Source organism: Pseudomonas putida, from assembly GCF_028682635.1.
GTDB classification, from domain to species: domain Bacteria; phylum Pseudomonadota; class Gammaproteobacteria; order Pseudomonadales; family Pseudomonadaceae; genus Aquipseudomonas; species Aquipseudomonas putida_AE.
Genome location: NZ_JANHLK010000024.1, coordinates 66176 through 85673 on the forward strand (window position 1 = coordinate 66176; position 19498 = coordinate 85673).

The following is a 19498-nucleotide window of genomic DNA, read 5'->3' on the forward strand; positions in this document are numbered from 1 at the left end:
AGCCAGCTCCTACAGGTTGATCGGCGTACATCTGCGGGAGATATGCCCCCGCAGGGTCCGAGGAACACTGCGGGAGCAAGACCAACCTCAAGCCAGGCTTTTGCTGACCACCTCAAACACATCACTGGACAGTTGCCCCGAAGCCCGAATCCGCTCCAGCTCACCTTTCATCAAGGCCTGACGAGCATCATCGTACTTGCGCCAGCGCGTCAAAGGCGCCAACTGCCGGGACGCAATCTGCGGATTGAAGCCGTTCAACTCAATGACCAGATCCGCCAGGAAGCGATACCCGGAACCATCCGCCGCATGGAAGTTGATCAGGTTCTGCCCGGCGAACGCGCCGATCAGTGCGCGCACCTTGTTCGGGTTCTTGATGTTGAACGCCGGGTGCTGCATCAATGCCTTGACCCGATCCAGGCCACCGGGCAGCACACTGCCGGCCTGGACGCTGAACCACTGGTCCATGACCAACGGGTTGTCCTTGAAGTGCTCGGCGAAGCTGGCCAGGGCCTTGGCCTTCTGTTCTTCGAATGGCGAGTTGACCAGTACGGCAAGCGCAGTCAGGCGTTCGGTCATGTTGTCGCAGGCCTCGAACTGTTCCAGCGTCGCCGCCAGCACTTCAGGCTTGCCGCTGAGCATCAGGTACGACAGCGCAATGTTCTGCAATGCGCGACGGGCGAAATGCTCGGCTTCGGCCACGTAGGGGGTCTGCTTGGACAGGTCGCGGTTGGCCTGGTAACGCAGCCACAGGCCTTCGAACAACGCATCGGCCAGTTGCTTGCGGGCAAACTCGCGGGCGGTATGAATCGCCTCGACATCGGCAACTTCACTGATTTCGGTCAGGTAGGCTTCGCTTGGCAGCGAGAGCATTTCGGCGACCATCGCCTGGTCCAGCGACTCATCCGACAGCACGGTACGCAAGGCCGAAACCAGACGCTGATCGAGCACCAGCGCCTCGCCCTTCTGCTGCTGGGCGATCAGTTCCTGCAGCACCTGCACCGACAGTTGCTGACCCGCATCCCAACGATTGAAGCCGTCGCTGTCGTGCTGCATCAGGAACATCAGTTGGTCACGGTTGTACGGGAAGCTCAGTTTCACCGGCGCCGAGAAACCACGCAGCAGCGACGGCAGCGGCTGTTCGGCGATGTCGACGAAGGTGAACGTCTGCTCGGCTTCGGTCACCGAGATCACTCGGGAAGTGCCTTGCGCCGCCGCTTCACCGGCAAGACGCAGGGCCATTTCACCGCCCTGGCTATCGAGCAGACCGAGTTCGACCGGAATCACGAACGGCAGTTTTTCCATCTTGTCCGGCGTTGCCGGGCAGCTCTGGCGGAAGGTCAGGCTGTAGGTTTTCGCCGCGGCGTCGTAGGACTCGCTCACCACCAGGCGCGGGGTACCGGCCTGGCTGTACCAGCGCTTGAACTGGGACAGGTCGACGCCGTTGGCATCTTCCATGGCCTTGATGAAGTCATCGCAGGTCACGGCCTGGCCGTCATGGCGCTCGAAGTACAGGTCGCTGCCTTTACGGAAGCCTTCGGCGCCCAGCAGGGTGTGGATCATGCCGACCACTTCCGAACCCTTTTCGTACACGGTCAGGGTGTAGAAGTTGGAGATTTCGATGAAGCTGTCTGGACGCACCGCGTGGGCCATGGGACCGGCATCTTCGGCGAACTGGTGAGTACGCAGGTACGCCACGTCCTGGATACGCTTGACCGTGGCCGAGTTCATGTCGGCGGAGAAGCCGGAATCGCGGAACACGGTGAAACCTTCCTTGAGCGACAACTGGAACCAGTCGCGGCAGGTCACGCGGTTGCCCGACCAGTTGTGGAAGTATTCGTGGGCTACGATCGCCTCGACCCGCTGGTGCGCGGCGTCGGTGGCGGTTTCGGCCTTGGCCAGCACGGCGCTGGAGTTGAAGATGTTGAGCCCCTTGTTCTCCATGGCGCCCATGTTGAAGTCGTTCACGGCGACGATCATGAAAATGTCCAGGTCGTACTCGCGACCGTAGACCTCTTCGTCCCAGCGCATGGACTTCTTCAGGCTGTTCATGGCGTGCTGGCACTTGTCGATGTTTTCCGGCTCGACATAAATGCGCAGCGCCACGGAGCGCTGGCTCATGGTGGTGAAGCTGTCTTCGACGCACCACAAATCACCGGCCACCAGCGCAAACAGGTAGGCCGGCTTCTTGAACGGGTCTTCCCAGGTCGCCCAGTGCCGGCCGTCTTCACCAGGCCCCGAGGCAATCGGGTTGCCGTTGGACAGCAGCACCGGATAGCTGTGCTGCTCGGCGACCACCGTGGTGGTGAACGTGCTCATCACGTCCGGGCGGTCGAGGTAATAGGTGATCTTGCGGAAGCCCTCGGCCTCGCACTGGGTGCAGAACATCGTGCCGGACTTGTACAGGCCTTCCAGCGCAGTATTGGTTTCCGGGTGGATGCGCACGCTGGTGTCGACCGTGAACGTGGTGCTGGTCGGCTGCAGGGTCAGGTGATTTTCGGTCAGCTGGTACTGGGCTGCAGAAAGCTCCTGGTCGGCCAAGGTGACCGACAGCAATTCCAGCTGCTGGCCATCCAGCACCAGCGGCGGCAACCCCGGGCCTCGCTCGGGGTTGCGGCGCATCACCAGTTGCGCATGGACCAGGCTGTGGTCCTCGAACAACTCGAAGGTCAGGTGCGTTTCGTCGATCAGGTACTCGGGCGCCTGATAGTCCTTGAGGTAGATCATCTTCGGTTGTTCGGTGCGCATGCTGGAGTCCTTAACTATGCACGGCGAGCTGATAAGCCGTGTATTTACGAATGTTGATCACGCCGGTATCGAAGATCAGGTACTGACCCTTGATCCCCATCAGCGTGCCTTCGGCAATCGGGTTCTTGTCCAGGTTGAAGCTGACGATCTTCGCCGGATACTGCTCGACCGGAAAGCGGATTTCCAGCGGTTCGACGTCGGCAATCGTCTGGATCGCCTGCAGGCCGAATCGTTCCTGCAGTCCTTGCAGACCCTCGGCGCAGCTGTCGAACAACTGGTCACGGATCTGCGGCAGGTCCACCGACACCGCATCGCCCTTGAGCAAGGCGCGCCAGTTGGTCTTGTCGGCGACCTGGCTGCGGAACAGGTCTTCGACGAAGCCTGATTGCTGGCGGGTCGCGACGCGCATGATCGGCAAGGCCTGACTGGCGCCCTGGTCGATCCAGCGGGTCGGCAACTGGGTGGCGCGGGTGATCCCGACCTTGACCCCGGAGGAATTCGACAGGTACACGATGTGATCGGTCATGCAGAACGTCTGGCCCCACTCCGGCTCCCGGCAGGTGCCGGCGTCGAAATGGCAGCGTTCCGGGCTCATGATGCACACGTCGCACTGGGCCAGCTTGGTCATGCACGGGTAGCAGTAACCCTGGCTGAAACTGGTCTTGGTCTTGCGTCCGCAATGGGTGCAGTGAATCGCCCCCAGGTATTCCAGGCGCACCGTGGTGCCGATCAACGGATTGACCGGAACCTCGACGTCGCCCAGGCGAAACGCATATTGCACGTTCGGCCCGTCCAGGCGCGCCGACATTTTACTGATTGCACCGCGGCCAATCTCGATCAATGGATGGCATCCGACTTGAACAGGATATTGGGCACTTGAATCGACTTGGAGCTGCATTCCTGCGGGCCCATGTAGCCAGTACGCTCTTCTTCAGGCAGGTTCTTGACTTCCCAGGCGATCATCGCCTGCAACGACAGTTCGCGTTGTTCGGCGGTGAGCTTGCCACCGTCGGACCATTTACCGATTTCCACCGCCAGTTTCAGGCTCTGGTAGATGTCCGGGGTGATGTTCTTGATCATTTCGTTGAAAGAGGACATTGGGTCTCCGCGCTCTTTGAATCACATAACAGTTTTAGGCGGCCAGTTTACGGCGGTTGTACAAACCACCCAACAAGCCGGTCAAGCATCCGACGAGCAACCCGCCGACGTGGGCCGCGTTGGCAATTTCGCCGAAGCCGATCATCGAGACCAGCCCGGACAGGCACAGCAGCAACCATATCAGCATCATCGCCAACACCCCGCGGGGCAGGCGATAGGCGCTGTTCGGCGACAGGACCTGAAAGATCCAGCAGTGCCCGAGCAGGCCGTACAGCACGCCGGACAAGCCGCCAAACAGGGTCGGGCCGCTGAAAACATACTGGGCATAGTTGGACACGAGGCTGAACAGCAAGGTCAGGCCAATGAGGTTGACACTGCCCTGACGCGACTCGATGCGCCGCCCCAGCTCCCAATACCACATGCCGTTCATGGCCAGGTGCAGGATGCCGAAGTGGATCAGCATCGGTGTCACCAGGCGCCACCACTGCCCCGCCGCCAGGCTGTCGGCCAATGGCACGAAATGGATGTACTCGCCGACCACGCGAAAATCGAGAAAGGTCAGCCAGCGCAATGTAGTCAGGTTATCGCCCAGCAGCGTCAGCGCGCCGACGATCAGGCTCAGCAGCAGCACCGTGGCAGTGGCTTTGCCATGGCGTAGCTGGTCGGCGAAGTTCGGCCGTCGCATCGTCTGTGCCACCGGAATGTCGAGCTTCTGCTCCGGATCGCCCTCGGGATAACGTTCGTACAGCACCCGCACGTCGTGGCTGATGTTTTCCGGCACCCACAGCACCTGCTCGCCCGCTTCCTCGCTGACCCGATGCGGCACCTGCATGCGTTGCAGCAACTTGACGAAACCGCTCAGGTCCACCGCCAGCGGCAGGCGCAAGACTGCAATCTTGCTCATTGCAGCACCTCCGGTCGCTCGACATCGACCCAGACAAACTTGTGCGGATCGAGCCGGGTTTCCTGGTCCAGGCGATAGGCCACCAGTTTTCCGTAGAGCACCGCACTGTAGTCCAGGCACGCCAGGTTCGGACGAATCGGTGCCGGTTTGCCGCTGCGCCAGTAATGGCCGACGAACAGCAACGGTTCGTCGATGCCGTAGCGCAACAGCGTGTTTTTCTCGGTGGACGACAGTGGCGTGCGGGCCACCGGGTCGGGCAAGGCGTCGGGTTGGAACACGATGTCTCCGTAGGTTTGCGGATCCTCTTCCCAGAATTTGGTGCGGAAGAACGCGCGGGTCAGGCCGTCGCCGCTGGTCATGGTCAGGCCATGGGGCAGGCGCATGTCGGTGCCGCGCAACAGGCGGTCGAACACGGTGCAGGCGAAACTGCCGGGCACGGCCGAGGACTGGAGGAAGTGCTCATCGACACAGCCATCGGGGAACAAGGCCCGCAGCGGCTCGATCAAGCCGGCGTCCCAACAGGCATGCACCACCCGGAAGCGTCCGGCATCGACGAACAGCGGCAGTTCATAGAACCACTGCTGGAAGTCATGCCAGTCCGCCGGATGGTGTTCGAACTGGGTCAGGGTCTCGTGCAGCAGGCGCGCATGGCGCGGGGTGTGTTCGCGCACGAACTGCTTGCCGCTGCCAGGCAGCGCCGGGGTGACCCAGCCCAGGGCATTGAATTCGTGGTTGCCCATGATGCACAGCGCCTGGCCGGCCTCGACCATGTCATGGACGATGTGCAGCGCCTCGCGAATCCGCGGACCGCGGTCGATGATGTCGCCGACGAACACCGCCATGCGCGAGGCATGGCGCCAGACGCCCGCTTGCTTGTGGTAACCGAGCCGGTCGAGCAAGTGCTCAAGGGTCAGAGCGCAACCGTGCACGTCACCGATCAGGTCGTAGCTACGCGCGGGATCGAGCATCAATCGCCTCCACCACCCAACCGGCTGCCCCAGCCGAGCTTGGTCCGGCACACTTCATAGTAGTTGTGATCGAGCGGGTGGATCAGCCGCAACTTCTGCGCCTTTTTGCTCACGGTGATGGTGTCGCCGGGCGCACAGGTAAAGTGGTTCTGCCCGTCACACGAGACTTGCGGGTAAATCTGCATATCCTTGGACACGACGATTTTCAGCTCACTGTTGCCATCGACCACAATCGGCCGGCCTGACAAGGTATGGGGGTACATCGGCACAATCACAATAGCGTCGAGCTTGGGATGCATGATCGGGCCACCGGCCGAGAGCGCATAGGCCGTGGAACCGGTGGGCGTGGCGACGATCAGGCCGTCGGCTTTCTGGCTGCAGACGAACTGGCCGTCGATGTACAGTTCGAACTCGATCATGCGTGTCGATTTGCCGGGGTGCAGCACCACATCGTTCAGGGCATCGCCCTGGCCAATGGCTTCGGCGTGGCGGCGAACTTCGGCCTGCAGCAGAAAGCGGTTTTCCACCAGATAGTGGCCGTCAAGCACTTCGGCGACCTTGGTTTCCAGCTCATCGGGGCGGATGTCGGTGAGAAACCCCAGGCTGCCGCGGTTGATGCCAAGCACCGGGATATTGTGCTTGGCCAGGGCACGTGCCGCGCCCAGCAGGCTGCCATCACCGCCCACCACGATGACCATGTCGCAGACCTCACCGAGCATCTTGCGCGACGAGGTTTGCAAACCGTGGCCCGGCAGGACTTCGGCAATGGTGTCTTCGAGGATCACGTGCAGGTGACGATCGAGCAGAAAACGTTTCAGTCGGCGTACGGTATCCAGCACCTGGGAACTGCCCAGGCGACCGATGATGCCGATATTGCGAAATTGCTCCATGGGGCCCCTAAGCTCTGTGACGGCGAAAAGCACGATTATGGGCGAAAGCACGGGATAGACAAAATCCTTTCAGCTTCAAGGTGTGCCCGCGATTCGGGCTATGCTCGCAAGATGATCCTATTTCCAGATTTGCTGCAGTTACCCCACCAGTTGCGCCACCCCGAAGTGCGCGACCTGGCGTGGGTCATCCTCGCCCCGCCGATGCTCAGCGCCACGCCCTGGCCACAACGTCATCCGCTGGCCGGCAGCGACTGGGTGCAGGCCCCGGAACAGCTGGAAAACTGGCTGCGAAAACTCGACCGGGACAGTTACGGCTTGCTGCACTGGCTGGCCCAGGCCCGTACCCGCCGCCTGGGCCTTTATTATGAGCGACTCTGGCAGTTCGCCGTGCAGCATGCGCCGGGGATCGAGTTGATTGCCGCCAACATGCCGATCCGTCGCGAGGGTCACACCCTGGGCGAGCTGGACATGCTGCTGCGCGATCGCGACGGCGTGCATCACCTGGAACTGGCGATCAAGTTGTACCTCGGCCCGCAGAACGGCGACGGACAAGACGCCGCGCAGTGGCTCGGTCCGGGTTGCCACGATCGGCTGGACCGCAAACTGGCGCACCTGAGCCAGCACCAACTGCCAATCTCCGCGCGCCCGGAGAGTCGCGAGGTGCTGGCGGCGCTGGATATCCGCCAGTTCAATGCGCATTTGTGGCTGGGCGGCTATTTGCTTTATCCCTGGCCGGGGCAGGCATCATCGCCCAGTGGCGCGCATCCCCAGCACTTGCGCGGTCGCTGGCTGCATCAAAAGGACTGGCCGGCGTTTTTCGCCCAGAGCCCGCCCGGCCGCTGGCAACCCCTGCCCCGTCATGCCTGGCTGGCACCGGCGCACTACCCGGTGGAACAGACCTGGGGCGCTGAACAGCTCAATGCCTGGCTGAGCGAACTGGAGCCTCTGGCGCCGGCGCAATTGCTGGTGCGTCTTACGGAAAATGCCTTGGGTGATTGGGAGGAAGCGGAGCGGTTGTTTCTGGTGGCCGATCTTTGGCCGAATGTGCCGGGGCAGGGTTGAGTTTTTTGCTGATTCAACTGGCCCCATCGCCAGCAGGCTGGCTCCCACATTTGAAATGCATTCACCTGTGGGAGCCAGCCTGCTGGCGATGGGGCCAACCTGGTCACAACCGAATCACATGCCCCTCCACCGGCGCGACCTCTCCATGAAACAAACGGGAAATAAGCGCCTGCGCCGCTTCATACCCATGACCTTCCACCACCTCCAACAACGGCGACTCACCACCCGTCACCTTCCGGAAAAACTGCATTAATCCTTCACCAATATGCTGAGTCACCCCTTCCGGCCCCCATTCGGCATTGCGCTTGCGGATCTGAATCGGCGCAAAAAAGAACACCGGTTGCGGCCCCTCAATGGCCGTAAGCCGAGCCTCATCGGTACTTTGCGCCGAGCCGGCAAAGCAGCTATAGACCAACCGCCCGGCAAAATGCCGGTGCACCCGGTCACGCAAATCAAGGTCGCCGGAAAAGTCCACATACAGCGTAGGACGGTCATTGGGCAGGTTCGCCAGCTCAGCGTAAGACACCACTCGCTCGTAGCACCCAAGGGTCTCGACAAAGGATTTGTTGCCGGCAGAGGTCAGCGCTACCCGCTCCAGCCCGAGATGATCGCCCAGGCAGACTGCGGTGCCATAGGCAGTTTTGCTCGAAGCACTGGAGAACACCAGCCGGGTTGCACCGAAGAACTGCTTGTCCTGCAAGAAGTCCGCAAGCATGGAAGAGGTCAGGAACAGCGGCTTGAGCAGAATCTGCAGGTTTTCGGTTTTCGGGCTGTAGTACGCATCCCAACTGCAACGGGTGTATTGGTTGTACGCCGAGGTCAGCCCGAGTCGATGTTCGGCACCGTCGTAGAAACCACGTTCGGTGACCCGCTCCGGGCGCATCCACAGATGGCTGGCCAGGGGAAAGTAGCCGTAGAAGCGCTCCCCGACCTTGATGCCAGCCACGTCAGACGCCACGACATCGGCAAAGCCCCAGGCAGGCACATGGCCCCAGTCCGCCAACCCTGTAGGAAAGAATCCCCAGTAATTCATCGAATGGCCGTAGGCGGCGTAGGTAATGTTGTTGGTCGTCAGCGCGCAACGGTCAATCTTCAGGATCACCTCGCCGGCTGCCGGGACCAGGCTTCGTTGCACCTGCTCGATCCGGCTTTGGTCAAGGGCGTTTTTACGGGTGATCAGCCGTGTTACGGTAATTGGACTTTGCATCTTTCAGTCTCCTGCTGCGCAAACGTGGCGGGTAGCACCAGAGTAATGGCAGCCAATGAAGAGCGGGTTCGGAAACTCCAAGGGCGGCGAGCCCGCCGTCAATCCCCGGGCAAAACCGCTGAAACGGCCGAGTCAGGCCCGGGCGATTTTCACCGTCGAAGCGATTTACCAGGCTTTTGTTCGGATTTGGCAAAGAAATGGCTGGACCGGTCTGACCACCCGGGAAGTGGCACTGGAAGCAGGCGTTGCGGTTGGCACGCTGTACGACTATTTCCCGAGCAAGGAGGCGCTGCTGTCCGGTTACATACGGCATCAACTGGATGCCCTGTTACAGCACATGGATGAATCGGTGGTACAAGCCAATGACCTGGACTGGCCGACCCGGATCAAACGCCTGATCTACATGACCTGCAATCCCGTCGACGACCGCCAGCCCCTGTTCAACCATGCCGTTTCGCTCATCGAACACCAGATCGCCGAGCCGAAACACCATCGAAGGGTGTTCGAAGAACTGTCACGCAAATGGGGCGAAGCGCTCGCCGCCTGTAGCGACTTGCCTGTTCAGCCCTCACAGACAACCATCGATGCGTGGGTCATCATGGCCTGGGGCGGACGGCGTTATTGCGTTACTGCACAACCTGCGGCGGCGCAAACCGCCGCATGGTTGTCGGAAATGGAAACGCTGATCTGTGGCCGACTGGCCAGCGCTACGTAATCCAAAGCATCAAAGCTTCTTGTGCTGTTCAACCCACTTGCCGTAGGCATCGATGAATTTCTGCAGGAACGGCCTGACGGATTCAGACAGGTTGCCCGCCTCGTCGAACGCGGAACCGGCGCCGCCCAGGTAGGCTTCAGGCTGCTGCATCAATGGCACATCGAGAAACACCATGGACTGGCGCAAGTTGTGATTGGCCCCGAATCCACCGACCGCACCCGGGGAAACACTGATCACCGCACCCGGCTTGCCACTCCAGGCACTCTTGCCATAAGGCCGCGAACCCACGTCGATGGCATTTTTCAACGGGGCCGGCACCGAACGGTTGTATTCCGGGGTGACGAACAGCACTGCGTCGGATGAACTGACTTGTTGTCGGAAAGTACTGTAGGCTGCCGGCGGTGAAGCACCATCGATGTCTTCGTTGTACAGTGGCAAATCACCGATTTCGACGATTTCCAGCTTGAGGTTGGCCGGCGCCAGATCCGCCAGCGCGAGGGCGACCTTGCGGTTGATCGATGCTTTGCGCAGGCTGCCGACCACTACGGCGACGTTATAGACATTGCTCATGGAAGACTCTCGATTGTCCGTGGGAGGAGCCTGTAGTTATAGATGATCAGGCGACGGTTCGACCAATGAACATGGGTATATCTGCGTCCTGATTATATTTTTTTTACGTAGGAAAACTTACCGTGCTCAGTGGCGGTCTATCCACCGCACATTGAGTGATTTATCTCCAGAGGTTCTAAGCAGATGGCAGCAGTACTCGTCGGTCAGTTCCATGCAAGAGACGCGGAAGGCCGCATTTATTCCGTACATGAGTTCCAGGAATCCACCCCGCCGGCAGACGGCTACGCAGGTTCGACGCCTGTCACCACGTACAAGCTGGCCATTGGCGATCGCGTGAACAAGCTCGATGAAAACGAATTCATGCTGGTGCAATCGGGCGTGACCATCACCCGAGAACCGGTAAACGTCGTTTCATAACTTGGTGTTATGAGCAGAAGGCAGATGCGCAGACTTGGGTTAGGATTCAGACACTGACTCCTCACCTGCTGAACATGGACTTCACGCATGCGCTTACGCCATATCGAAGTGATCCAGGCGCTCCTGCAGACCGGTCACCTGGGCACCGCCGCCGAATGGCTGCAGTTGCCGGTGGCCGAAGTCGAACGCATCCTGCGCGACGCCGAGGATCAGTTGGGTTTCATGCTGTTCGCCAGCGTTCGCGGGCGTTTGCAGGCCACGCGTGAGGCGCGGGAGTTGCAGGTCGAAATCACCCGCCTCTACGATGCCCTCGAACCGGTGCAACGCCTGGCCAACAGCCTGCGGCAATACCTGGCCCCGCCGCTGCGCATCATCTGCACCCCGCCCCTGGCCCAGCACTTGTTGCCGCAAAGCATCGCCGCCCTGCGCCGTCGCCTGCCCGACGCGCCCTGCACGCTCCTGAGCCAACCCACCCGCGATATCGTCCGAAGCCTGTTGCTGCGCGAAAGCGACCTCGGCCTGAGCCTGCACGATCCCGAGCATGCCGATATCCATTGTCAGCCGATCGCCCAAGGCAAGCTGCAGCTGCTCGCTCCCCACGGCTGGCTGCAACCCAAGCAGAAGTACATCTCGCTGCAGGACCTGGCCGGTCAGGCAATGGTGGGCCTGGAAGGACATGACCCGCTCAGCCCGGCGCTTGAACACAAACTGCATGCGCTGCGGCCGGCACCGGTCATACAAACCCGGGTGCAGACTCACCAGATGATGCGCAGCATGGTCGAGGCCGGTGAAGGTTTGGCCATTGTCGACCCCTTTACCGCCCTCGGCGCCAAAGGGGCCGGGCTCGATGCCTGCCCGCTGGCACCGGCCGTGCCGGTCAGCCTCTACGCCTTGACCCTGAAGAACGGCGAGCCCGGGCCGGCCATTCAGGCGTTGCTGGCGATCATCACGGAACAAGCCGCGGCGATGTTGGCGAACTGATCGGGTGTTCCAGCGGGTTGTCGAAGAATCGGTACCAGAACAGCGCCACTTCGGCGGTATTGGGGTCAATCCCGCGATAACGCAGATGGTCGATGCCGCCAATCACGTAGCCGCAACGCTCGTAAAGCCGGCAGGCGCCCAGGTTGTTGTTCTGGGTTTCTAGCATGATGCCCGGCAGTTTCTTCTTGCGACTCCAGAACTGCGCGACATCCAGCAACGCCTTGGCCACGCCGTGGCGCCTGGCCGGTGCGTGCACCGCCAGTTCGTCGATGTGGGCAAAGCCGTTCCAGTTGGTGCTGATCACAAGGTGGCCCACAGGCTCATCGTCCAGGTACGCCATGAAAATCGCACTGTCGGCGGCATCGCGAAAGCTGCTGAACTCCTCCGGATCGATGCCATAGCACTTGCGATACGGGATGATCGGCGTGACCCGCCACTGCTCCACCGGCTGGCCTATTTCGGGAGCACCGTAGGCGGCGACTTCAAAACTGAAATCACTGCCCCAGATGTAAGCGGCAAAGCCCTCGTCGGCGACACGCACCGACAGCCCTGGGTAATTCGGATTCATGACCGGTTGCATACTGGGAAAGGTCCTCATTCCTTGATGCAATCGACGGTGTAAAGCCGTCCATTGCCCTCGTCTTCGTGTTGCAATCCGTGCACGTCTGCGACGAAACCCGGGAAGCTGCTGTCGAACGTGCGAGCAAACGCCAGGTAGTCGATGATCGAGCGGGTCGCTTCGGTAAATCGCTCGCCGGGCATGATCAACGGAATACCCGGCGGGTACGGTACCAGCATGACGGCAGCGATGCGCCCTTCCAGGGCATCGATCGACACCGCTTCAACTTCGCCACGCACCAGATGATCATAGGCGTCCGCCGGCTTCATGGCGATTTGCGGCAGAACCGTGTACATGCGCTTGAGATGTTTGGCCGTGGCATTGCTGCGGTAACAGGCGTGCAGCTGATCGCACAGGTCACGCAAGCCCATGCCCAGATAGCGCGCGCCGTGCTGCTGGGCCACACAGGGCAGGCAACTGGCCAGACTGACGTTGGCGTCGTAGCTGCGCTTGAACTCCAGCAACTCGGTGAGCAGCGTGCTCCACTTGCCCTTGGTGATGCCCATCGAGAACAACACAAGGAACGAATACAGCCCGGTCTTTTCGACCACCAGCCCGCGCTCCCAGAGAAACTTGCTGACTACCGCCGCCGGGATTCCGCGTTCGCTAAGCGCACCGCCCGCGGTCAGGCCCGGCATCACCAGGCTGACCTTGATCGGATCGAGCAGGACATAATCGTCGCTCACCTCGCCAAAGCCGTGCCAGTCATCCCCCGGTTGCAACAGCCAGTCCTCGGTCACCACCCGGTCGATGCCTTCCACCGACGGCGGCTGCCAGATGGAAAACCACCAATCGTCGGCGGCGATGTGCTGGCGCAGATTGGCCAGCGCCCGGCGAAAACTCAGGGCCTCGTCGAACATTTCCTGCAACAGCGAACGCCCGGCCCCGCCCTCCATCATCGCCGACGCCACATCCAGCGAAGCGATGATGCCGTACTGCGGCGACGTGGAGATGTGCATCATGAAAGCTTCGTTGAAACGATCGCGGTCCAGCTGCCGGGCGCCACCGTCCTGCACATGAATCATCGACGCCTGGCTGAAGGCTGCCAGCAGCTTGTGCGTGGAATGGGTGGTGAACACCAGCGGACTGTCTTCACTGCGGGAAGTACCCATGCCGTAGCGCCCGGCGAAGAATTCATGGAACGCCGCGTAGGCATACCAGGCCTCGTCAAAGTGCAACACCTCGACACTGTTGCCCAACTGCTGCTTGATCAGCTCGGCGTTGTAGCAGAGGCCGTCGTACGTCGAATTGGTCACCACCGCCAGCTTGACCTTTGGCGCCCGGCCCCGGGTCAACGGACTGGCGTCGATCTTGGCCTGGATCGACTCGCGGCTGAACTCGCTCAAGGGAATCGGCCCGATGATCCCCAGCTCATTGCGCTCAGGGCACAGGTACAGCGGGATGGCACCGGTCATGATGATCGAGTGCAGCACCGACTTGTGGCAATTGCGGTCCACCAGCACCAGGTCGTCGCGCGCGACCATGGAGTGCCAGACGATCTTGTTCGCGGTCGAGGTGCCATTGATCACGAAGAAGGTGTGATCGGCGCCGAAGTTACGCGCCGCACGCGCCTCCGCCTCGGCCAGGGGGCCGGTGTGATCCAGCAGCGAGCCCAGTTCGGGCACCGATACCGATAAATCCGAACGCAGGGTGTTTTCCCCGAAAAACTGGTGGAACGCCTGCCCTACCGGGCTTTTGTGATACGCCACCCCGCCGCCATGACCGGGGGTGTGCCAGGAATAGTTGGAATCTGCGGTGTGTTGCACCAACGCCTTGAAGAACGGCGGCAGCAAGCCATCCAGGTACTTGCGAGCGGCCCGCGCCACCTGGCGGGCGAGGAAAGGCACGGTGTCTTCGAACAGGTAGAGAATGCCGCGTAACTGATTGAGCTCGGCCATGGCGTCGGCCGGCGCGTTTTCCAGGGTTACTTGCTCACCCAAGGCGAAAATGGGCAGGTCCGGGGCACGCACCCGCGCCAGCCCGATCAACTCGGCCATATTTTGTAACAAGTGTGAATGGGCGCTGGCGTCTTCCGCTGCGATCAGCATGCAGGAGAGGCCGTGATGGGTCGAGGCAACCAGCCGGCCTTCGGTGTAATCCATCGCCGAGACGATACTGAAACCTTCCTGCTCCAGTTCCCGGGCGATCCCCCGCACGCGATCGCCAGCGACGGTGTCGGCCTTGATGTCGCGATGGACGATCAGGACCGGGAATTTCAGATCTTTATACATGGTGCTCAGTGTCCTGAGGCGGCAGGCCAGAGACTGCCAATCACCTCAGGGTAGAGGGTTGGAGCGGATGTGGCGAGTGCGATGCACTGAAATGGGTCGTCAGATCTTGTTTAAGATCAAAAGATCGCAGCCTCATTTCACCTGTAGGAGCTGTCGAGTGAAACGAGGCTGCGATCTTGTCAAGGACCTACGCCGACGCTTCGGCCTCGGCCTCAGCCAGCTGCAACCAAAGCGCCGGCCCACCAGCAGATTTACTGATGATTTCCAGCCGCGCCATATGCTGGGCCAAATCTTCTTCACTGGCGCGAATGATCCGCGTCGGCTGGCGGTTGGCCGGCAGGCGGCGGATTTCCGTGGCGGAGTTGTCCGCACCCTCGCCGGAGCCATTGCCATCCGAGGCATTGCCCGCCAGGGACAGGCTGGTCTGGCCGCCGGTCATGGTCAGGTAGACGTCAGCCAGGATCTCGGAGTCGAGCAAGGCGCCGTGCAGCTCACGGCCGGAGTTGTCGACGCCATAGCGCTTGCACAAGGCATCGAGGCTGTTGCGCTGCCCCGGGTGACGTTCCCGGGCCATCATCAAGGTATCGAGGATCGAGCAGTGTTGCGTGATGTCCGCACGATCGTGCTGGCCCATCAGGGCAAATTCGTTGTTGATGAAACCAACGTCGAACGCCGCGTTATGGATGATCAGCTGCGCACCCTTGATGAACTCGAAGAACTCTTCGGCCACCTCGGCGAAACGCGGCTTGCCCACCAGGAACTCGTTGGTGATGCCGTGGACGCCGATGGCGCCTTCGTCACTTTCGCGATCCGGTTGCAGGTACACGTGAAAATGCCGGCCGGTCAGGCGCCGGCCGATCAACTCGACACAACCGATTTCGATAATCCGGTGGCCGTCGGTCACCGGCATGCCGGTGGTTTCGGTATCGAGTACAACGGATCTGGTGGCCATCGGGTGCTCAGCTCTCAATCGGTCAATCGTGCAAAAGCGGCGATGTTAACACGCCTGCCGGGGTCTTTCAGATAGAGCGTGTCGCCCCCTTCGCGAGCAAGCCCGCTCCCACAATGGATCGCTGGTGAATGCAAGATTTGCGCTCAGGGAGATCAAATGTGGGAGCGGGCTTGCTCGCGAAGGTCGCGACTCGGTGCATCGGTCGAGCTCAAATCAAGCCTGCTTGAACCCGCGCACTTCATCCACGCCACGGTTGGCCAGTTGGTCGGCCCGTTCGTTGCCGTGATGGCCAATGTGTCCGCGCACCCATTTCCAGGTGACGTTATGGCGATTGACCTGCTCGTCGAGCAGCTTCCACAGGTCGGCGTTCTTGACCGGCTCTTTCGCTGCGGTTTTCCAGCCGCGTTTTTTCCAGTTGGCCATCCACTCGTTGATGCCTTTCATCACGTACTGGGAGTCGGTCACCAGCAACACGTCGCAGGAACGCTTGAGCTCTTCCAGGCCGCGAATCGCGCCCATCAGTTCCATGCGGTTATTGGTGGTGTTGGCTTCGCCGCCCCACAGTTCCTTCTCGACCCCCTTGCACACCAGCAATGCGCCCCAGCCGCCAGGGCCAGGGTTGCCCTTGCAGGCGCCGTCGGTGAAGAGTTCTACGCTATCGCTCATGCCAATCTATCCAGAAAATGCAGTGGCCCGCCAATCGATGATCGACGACGCCCAGGACCGGGGTCACCCCCGGCCGGAAAAAAGGAAGTATCACGGTTCGATGTTGCGCCGGTTGACCTTGGCCATCGGCAACGGGATCAGCTTGCCCATCGGCTCGCGGCGCTCCTGGCGGACCGGCCGCAAGCCGACCACGATCTTGCGCGCCACCAGTAAATAGAAGCCGCCACCGCCCAGTTGCCAGTCACCGGCCTTGCGTTCCCAACCGGCCAGACGGGTCTGCCAGGTGGGCGAAGCCAGCGGCGGACGATAGCACCCGAAGCGGCGTTTCTCCAGCGCGAAGCCCAGCAAGTTGAGCCAGTCAGCCACCCGCGAGGGGGAAATGCAGCGGGCTTTGCGCAAGCCATCATGGGCAAACACATGGCGCAGCCCCCACGTACTCCAGGGGTTGATGCCGACGATCAGTAAATGCCCGCCGGGCCGCACGCTGCTCGCTGCCTCGCGCAGCAAACCATGGGGTGAGAGGCAGAAATCCAGCCCATGCTGCAGCACCACCACATCGGCGGCATGCTCGCTCAGCGGCCAGGCCTGTTCCTCGCAGACGATCTCGACCCCGGGCAACGGCGCCCCCAGGCGCACGTTGCGCTGCACCTGCGGCGCCGACGGCGGCGTCTGGGCCGATGGCCCGTAATGCACCAGGTAGCCACCGAAGAAGCGCCCCAGCTCGTCTTCGAGCATGCGCCGTTCTTCATCCAGCAGGAATTGGCCGAGGGGGCCGGACAGCCACTCACGGGCTGCGCTGATCAACGCCAGCCAGTCAGGATCAGCCTGAGCGAACGCTTTATCGGTCATTGCATTCTCCAACGCGCCAGGAAGTTCTAAGATGCGCCATTGTTTCCAGCTTGGCGAATCCGACGATGATACAGATCACTGCCCTGCCCGCCTTCACCGACAACTACATCTGGTTGTTACAAGACCCTCGCACCCACCGCTGTGCGGTGGTCGATCCGGGCGATGCCGCGCCAGTACAGGGCTGGCTCAAGGACAATCCGCAATGGGTCCTGAGCGATATTCTGATCACTCACCACCACCATGACCATGTCGGCGGAGTCGAAGCGCTGAAGAAAGCGACGGACGCAACGGTCTACGGTCCGGCCAGCGAAAACATCCCGGCGCGCAATGTTGCGCTCAAGGACAACGATCGCATCAGCGTACTTGGCCTTGATTTCGATATCATCGCCGTTCCGGGTCATACCCTGGGGCACATTGCCTATTATTACCCCGGCCTGCTGTTTTGTGGCGACACCCTCTTCGCCGCCGGGTGCGGGCGTCTGTTCGAAGGCACGCCCAAGCAGATGTACAACTCGCTGTCGCGCCTCGCCGCCCTGCCCGGGGAAACGAAGGTCTACTGCACCCATGAGTACACCCTGAGCAATCTGCGCTTCGCTGCCGCTGTCGAACCCGGCAACGCCGACACCCTCGAACGCCTGGCCAGCGTGACCCGCCAGCGGGAAGCGGGGGTCATGACATTGCCGTCCACGGTGGCCCTGGAAAAACGTACAAATCCGTTTTTACGCACCGGTGAAACATCCGTTAAAGAAAAAGCGGATGAACGGACCGGCACCGATAACTCCGCGCCTGATATGGTTTTTGCTGCGCTAAGAGCCTGGAAAGATACATTCTGAGCTGTTTGCACGATAGTCCAAAAACTCTGAAAGGTTGACCGCAGAGGGTGCGCTTTCTAGAATCGCCCGACATTTTTGCCCGGAACTTACTTCCAGCCAATGTCGTCATCTATACGCAAAGCCATCAATTCGGACACCCTCACCCGCCTGGCGCAAGCCATAGCGGTGGCTGTGTCCGCGACATTGGCAGGCTGTTCCAGCCATGCGCCGCAGACCGATGCGGCGCACACGCCGAACATTGCCGCGCGCGCCAAGCAGAAGCCCGTCTTCCTCACAGAAAAGCCGACCCCGCAAATCCCGCAGGATGTCTGGGAGCGCATGCGCCAGGGCTTCCAGCTGCAGGACGGCCTGGGCGTCAACCCGCGCATCGAGCAACAGCGCCTGTGGTTCGCCAGCAATCCATCGTTCCTCGAAAACGCCGGCGACCGCGGCAGCCTGTACATCCACTACATCGTCGAACGCCTTGAAGAGCGCAACATGCCGCTGGAGCTGGCGCTGCTGCCAGTGATCGAAAGCGCCTACAACCCGATGGCCTATTCCCGGGCCAATGCGGTGGGCCTGTGGCAGTTCATTCCCTCCACCGGGCGTTACTTCAACCTGCGCCAGACCCGTTTCTATGATGGCCGGCGCGACATCACCGCCTCGACCACGGCGGCCATGGACTACCTGACCCGCCTGCACGACATGTTCAACGGCGACTGGCTGCTGGCCCTGGCCGCCTACAACGCCGGCGAAGGCACGGTCAGCCGTGCCATCGAACGCAACGAGCGACTAGGCCTGCCAACCGACTACTGGAACCTGCCGCTGCCCGCCGAAACCCAGGCCTACGTGCCGAAGTTGCTGGCACTCTCGCAGGTGGTCATGGCGCCGGATGCCTACGGCGTGAACCTCAACCCGATCGCCAATGAACCGTATTTCCAGGTCGTCGAAATCAACCAGCGCATGGACCTGTCCAAGGTCGCCGCGGTGGCCAATATCGACGAAGACGAGCTGTTCCAGCTCAACCCCGCCTTCAAACAGCGCACCACCATCGACGGCCCGCAGCACTTGCTGGTACCGACTTCCAAGGCACAGCTGCTGACCACCAGCCTGCAGACCATGCGCCCTGACGAGTTGATCAGCAAGAAGCAGCTCAAACCGGTTTTCGAAGGCTCGGACAATACCCAACTGGCGAGCGCCAAACGTAGCTATCGGGTCAAGCGCGGCGACAACCTGGGTTCCATTGCCAAGGCCAACAATGTCAACGTCAAGGACCTGCAACGCTGGAACAAGCTGAGCGGCAAGAATCTCAAGCCGGGCCAGACGCTGGTCATGCAAGACACCGGCAAGCGTAACTCCGGACGCATCAACACCGTGGTCGCGGCCAAGTCAAAATCCAGGACCGAGAAGCCGCAATCCCAGTACAAGGTTCAGCAAGGCGACTCGCTGTACATGGTGGCCAAGCGCTTCAACGTTGAAATGCAGCACCTCAAGCGCTGGAATCCTCGTGTCGGCCAGGCGTTGAAGCCTGGACAGATGCTGACGGTTTCCAACCCGCACTAAAAATGAGCCCCTGAATTCAGGGGCTTTTTTTGTCCGCATGTTTCAGCAGACCTCTGTAGGAGCTGGCTTGCCAGCGAAAAACCAAGGATCGACGCGGTTAACCTGTAAATACGCGTAATCGTTAACGACCATCGCCGGCAAGCCGGCTCCTACAGTAGATCGGGTACAGCCGCGAGAGATGGGGCGGCTGTGAGGCCGCCGTCTTTTTCCTGTCCATACAAGCTGTTACTGTACGATCCACAATGCCCA

19 protein-coding genes are annotated in these 19498 nt (G+C 61.0%); 6 read left to right on the forward strand and 13 right to left on the reverse strand.

Features of this window, described 5'->3' with window-relative positions; genetic code table 11:
- Window positions 1-87: 87 nt before the first annotated feature.
- From pepN to NPS56_RS24335, 6 genes are read right to left on the reverse strand one after another with little or no spacing between them, the layout of a single operon-like run.
- Window positions 88-2745 carry an aminopeptidase N gene (pepN, locus tag NPS56_RS24310; protein WP_274076996.1) on the reverse strand — a complete coding sequence of 886 codons (2658 nt, stop codon included), beginning with the start codon at window positions 2743-2745 and terminating at the stop codon, window positions 88-90.
- A gap of 10 nt (window positions 2746-2755) precedes the next feature.
- Window positions 2756-3586 carry a DUF2797 domain-containing protein gene (locus NPS56_RS24315; RefSeq protein WP_274076997.1) on the reverse strand — a complete coding sequence of 277 codons (831 nt, stop codon included), beginning with the start codon at window positions 3584-3586 and terminating at the stop codon, window positions 2756-2758.
- On the reverse strand, window positions 3583-3843 hold the full coding sequence (locus tag NPS56_RS24320) for a YeaC family protein (RefSeq protein ID WP_274076998.1): 261 nt from the start codon (window positions 3841-3843) through the stop codon (window positions 3583-3585). The genes NPS56_RS24315 and NPS56_RS24320 overlap by 4 nt, the downstream gene beginning before the upstream one ends.
- A 34-nt stretch (window positions 3844-3877) precedes the next feature.
- Complete coding sequence (locus tag NPS56_RS24325; protein ID WP_274076999.1) at window positions 3878-4747, reverse strand: rhomboid family intramembrane serine protease; 870 nt, start codon at window positions 4745-4747, stop codon at window positions 3878-3880.
- Entirely contained in the window at window positions 4744-5715 is a 972-nt protein-coding gene (locus NPS56_RS24330; RefSeq protein WP_274077000.1) for a metallophosphoesterase, read from the reverse strand. The genes NPS56_RS24325 and NPS56_RS24330 overlap by 4 nt, the downstream gene beginning before the upstream one ends.
- On the reverse strand, window positions 5715-6605 hold the full coding sequence (locus NPS56_RS24335; protein ID WP_274077001.1) for an NAD(+) kinase: 891 nt from the start codon (window positions 6603-6605) through the stop codon (window positions 5715-5717). Before NPS56_RS24335 ends, NPS56_RS24330 begins: the two co-directional genes overlap by 1 nt.
- A 111-nt stretch (window positions 6606-6716) precedes the next feature.
- Between NPS56_RS24335 and NPS56_RS24340 the strand changes: the two genes are divergently transcribed.
- A complete protein-coding gene (locus NPS56_RS24340; protein ID WP_274077002.1) occupies window positions 6717-7667 on the forward strand; it encodes a DUF1853 family protein in 951 nt (316 codons plus the stop codon).
- A 103-nt stretch (window positions 7668-7770) separates the two neighbouring features.
- On the opposite strand, the gene NPS56_RS24345 is transcribed toward NPS56_RS24340, so the two are convergent.
- Window positions 7771-8874, reverse strand: a complete 1104-nt coding sequence (locus tag NPS56_RS24345; RefSeq protein WP_274077003.1) for a DUF2855 family protein — start codon at window positions 8872-8874, stop codon at window positions 7771-7773.
- A 55-nt stretch (window positions 8875-8929) separates the two neighbouring features.
- On the opposite strand from NPS56_RS24345, the gene NPS56_RS24350 reads away from it, so the two are divergent.
- A complete protein-coding gene (locus tag NPS56_RS24350) occupies window positions 8930-9589 on the forward strand; it encodes a TetR/AcrR family transcriptional regulator (RefSeq protein WP_274077004.1) in 660 nt (219 codons plus the stop codon).
- A gap of 9 nt (window positions 9590-9598) precedes the next feature.
- Here the strand turns inward: NPS56_RS24350 and NPS56_RS24355 are convergent, their stop codons facing one another.
- Entirely contained in the window at window positions 9599-10159 is a 561-nt protein-coding gene (locus NPS56_RS24355; protein WP_274077005.1) for an NADPH-dependent FMN reductase, read from the reverse strand.
- A gap of 183 nt (window positions 10160-10342) precedes the next feature.
- Between NPS56_RS24355 and NPS56_RS24360 the strand changes: the two genes are divergently transcribed.
- Both NPS56_RS24360 and NPS56_RS24365 read left to right on the forward strand, forming a co-directional pair.
- Complete coding sequence (locus tag NPS56_RS24360) at window positions 10343-10576, forward strand: hypothetical protein (RefSeq protein WP_274077006.1); 234 nt, start codon at window positions 10343-10345, stop codon at window positions 10574-10576.
- Between the two features lie 87 nt (window positions 10577-10663).
- Window positions 10664-11557: a LysR family transcriptional regulator gene (locus NPS56_RS24365; protein WP_274077007.1), complete on the forward strand. Its 894-nt coding sequence runs from the start codon at window positions 10664-10666 to the stop codon at window positions 11555-11557.
- Here NPS56_RS24365 and NPS56_RS24370 read toward each other — a convergent pair.
- The 5 genes from NPS56_RS24370 to NPS56_RS24390 form a co-directional block, all read right to left on the reverse strand.
- On the reverse strand, window positions 11523-12137 hold the full coding sequence (locus NPS56_RS24370) for a GNAT family N-acetyltransferase (RefSeq protein ID WP_274077008.1): 615 nt from the start codon (window positions 12135-12137) through the stop codon (window positions 11523-11525). The genes NPS56_RS24365 and NPS56_RS24370 overlap by 35 nt on opposite strands.
- Before the next feature lie 14 nt (window positions 12138-12151).
- Complete coding sequence (locus NPS56_RS24375) at window positions 12152-14407, reverse strand: Orn/Lys/Arg decarboxylase N-terminal domain-containing protein (protein ID WP_274077009.1); 2256 nt, start codon at window positions 14405-14407, stop codon at window positions 12152-12154.
- A gap of 187 nt (window positions 14408-14594) precedes the next feature.
- Window positions 14595-15359: a DNA polymerase III subunit epsilon gene (gene dnaQ / locus NPS56_RS24380; RefSeq protein ID WP_274077010.1), complete on the reverse strand. Its 765-nt coding sequence runs from the start codon at window positions 15357-15359 to the stop codon at window positions 14595-14597.
- Between the two features lie 213 nt (window positions 15360-15572).
- Entirely contained in the window at window positions 15573-16025 is a 453-nt protein-coding gene (rnhA, locus tag NPS56_RS24385; RefSeq protein WP_008062270.1) for a ribonuclease HI, read from the reverse strand.
- Between the two features lie 90 nt (window positions 16026-16115).
- On the reverse strand, window positions 16116-16874 hold the full coding sequence (locus NPS56_RS24390) for a class I SAM-dependent methyltransferase (RefSeq protein WP_274077011.1): 759 nt from the start codon (window positions 16872-16874) through the stop codon (window positions 16116-16118).
- Between the two features lie 65 nt (window positions 16875-16939).
- On the opposite strand from NPS56_RS24390, the gene gloB reads away from it, so the two are divergent.
- Both gloB and NPS56_RS24400 read left to right on the forward strand, forming a co-directional pair.
- Window positions 16940-17707: a hydroxyacylglutathione hydrolase gene (gloB, locus tag NPS56_RS24395; RefSeq protein WP_274077012.1), complete on the forward strand. Its 768-nt coding sequence runs from the start codon at window positions 16940-16942 to the stop codon at window positions 17705-17707.
- Window positions 17708-17806: 99 nt separating this feature from the next.
- The gene (locus NPS56_RS24400) at window positions 17807-19249 is read left to right on the forward strand and encodes a LysM peptidoglycan-binding domain-containing protein (RefSeq protein WP_274077013.1); all 1443 of its coding nucleotides are present in this window, start codon (window positions 17807-17809) and stop codon (window positions 19247-19249) included.
- Window positions 19250-19498: the final 249 nt, after the last annotated feature.

Excerpts from the sequence above, each read along its gene's own strand:
- pepN (WP_274076996.1), bottom strand. The coding sequence starts at position 2,745 with ATGCGCACCGAACAACCGAAGATGATCTACCTCAAGGACTATCAGGCG.
- NPS56_RS24320 (WP_274076998.1), bottom strand. The coding sequence starts at position 3,843 with ATGTCCTCTTTCAACGAAATGATCAAGAACATCACCCCGGACATCTAC.
- NPS56_RS24325 (WP_274076999.1), bottom strand. The coding sequence starts at position 4,747 with ATGAGCAAGATTGCAGTCTTGCGCCTGCCGCTGGCGGTGGACCTGAGC.
- NPS56_RS24330 (WP_274077000.1), bottom strand. The coding sequence starts at position 5,715 with ATGCTCGATCCCGCGCGTAGCTACGACCTGATCGGTGACGTGCACGGT.
- NPS56_RS24335 (WP_274077001.1), bottom strand. The coding sequence starts at position 6,605 with ATGGAGCAATTTCGCAATATCGGCATCATCGGTCGCCTGGGCAGTTCC.
- NPS56_RS24340 (WP_274077002.1), top strand. The coding sequence starts at position 6,717 with ATGATCCTATTTCCAGATTTGCTGCAGTTACCCCACCAGTTGCGCCAC.
- NPS56_RS24345 (WP_274077003.1), bottom strand. The coding sequence starts at position 8,874 with ATGCAAAGTCCAATTACCGTAACACGGCTGATCACCCGTAAAAACGCC.
- NPS56_RS24350 (WP_274077004.1), top strand. The coding sequence starts at position 8,930 with ATGAAGAGCGGGTTCGGAAACTCCAAGGGCGGCGAGCCCGCCGTCAAT.
- NPS56_RS24355 (WP_274077005.1), bottom strand. The coding sequence starts at position 10,159 with ATGAGCAATGTCTATAACGTCGCCGTAGTGGTCGGCAGCCTGCGCAAA.
- NPS56_RS24360 (WP_274077006.1), top strand. The coding sequence starts at position 10,343 with ATGGCAGCAGTACTCGTCGGTCAGTTCCATGCAAGAGACGCGGAAGGC.
- NPS56_RS24365 (WP_274077007.1), top strand. The coding sequence starts at position 10,664 with ATGCGCTTACGCCATATCGAAGTGATCCAGGCGCTCCTGCAGACCGGT.
- NPS56_RS24370 (WP_274077008.1), bottom strand. The coding sequence starts at position 12,137 with ATGCAACCGGTCATGAATCCGAATTACCCAGGGCTGTCGGTGCGTGTC.
- NPS56_RS24375 (WP_274077009.1), bottom strand. The coding sequence starts at position 14,407 with ATGTATAAAGATCTGAAATTCCCGGTCCTGATCGTCCATCGCGACATC.
- dnaQ (WP_274077010.1), bottom strand. The coding sequence starts at position 15,359 with ATGGCCACCAGATCCGTTGTACTCGATACCGAAACCACCGGCATGCCG.
- rnhA (WP_008062270.1), bottom strand. The coding sequence starts at position 16,025 with ATGAGCGATAGCGTAGAACTCTTCACCGACGGCGCCTGCAAGGGCAAC.
- NPS56_RS24390 (WP_274077011.1), bottom strand. The coding sequence starts at position 16,874 with ATGACCGATAAAGCGTTCGCTCAGGCTGATCCTGACTGGCTGGCGTTG.
- gloB (WP_274077012.1), top strand. The coding sequence starts at position 16,940 with ATGATACAGATCACTGCCCTGCCCGCCTTCACCGACAACTACATCTGG.
- NPS56_RS24400 (WP_274077013.1), top strand. The coding sequence starts at position 17,807 with ATGTCGTCATCTATACGCAAAGCCATCAATTCGGACACCCTCACCCGC.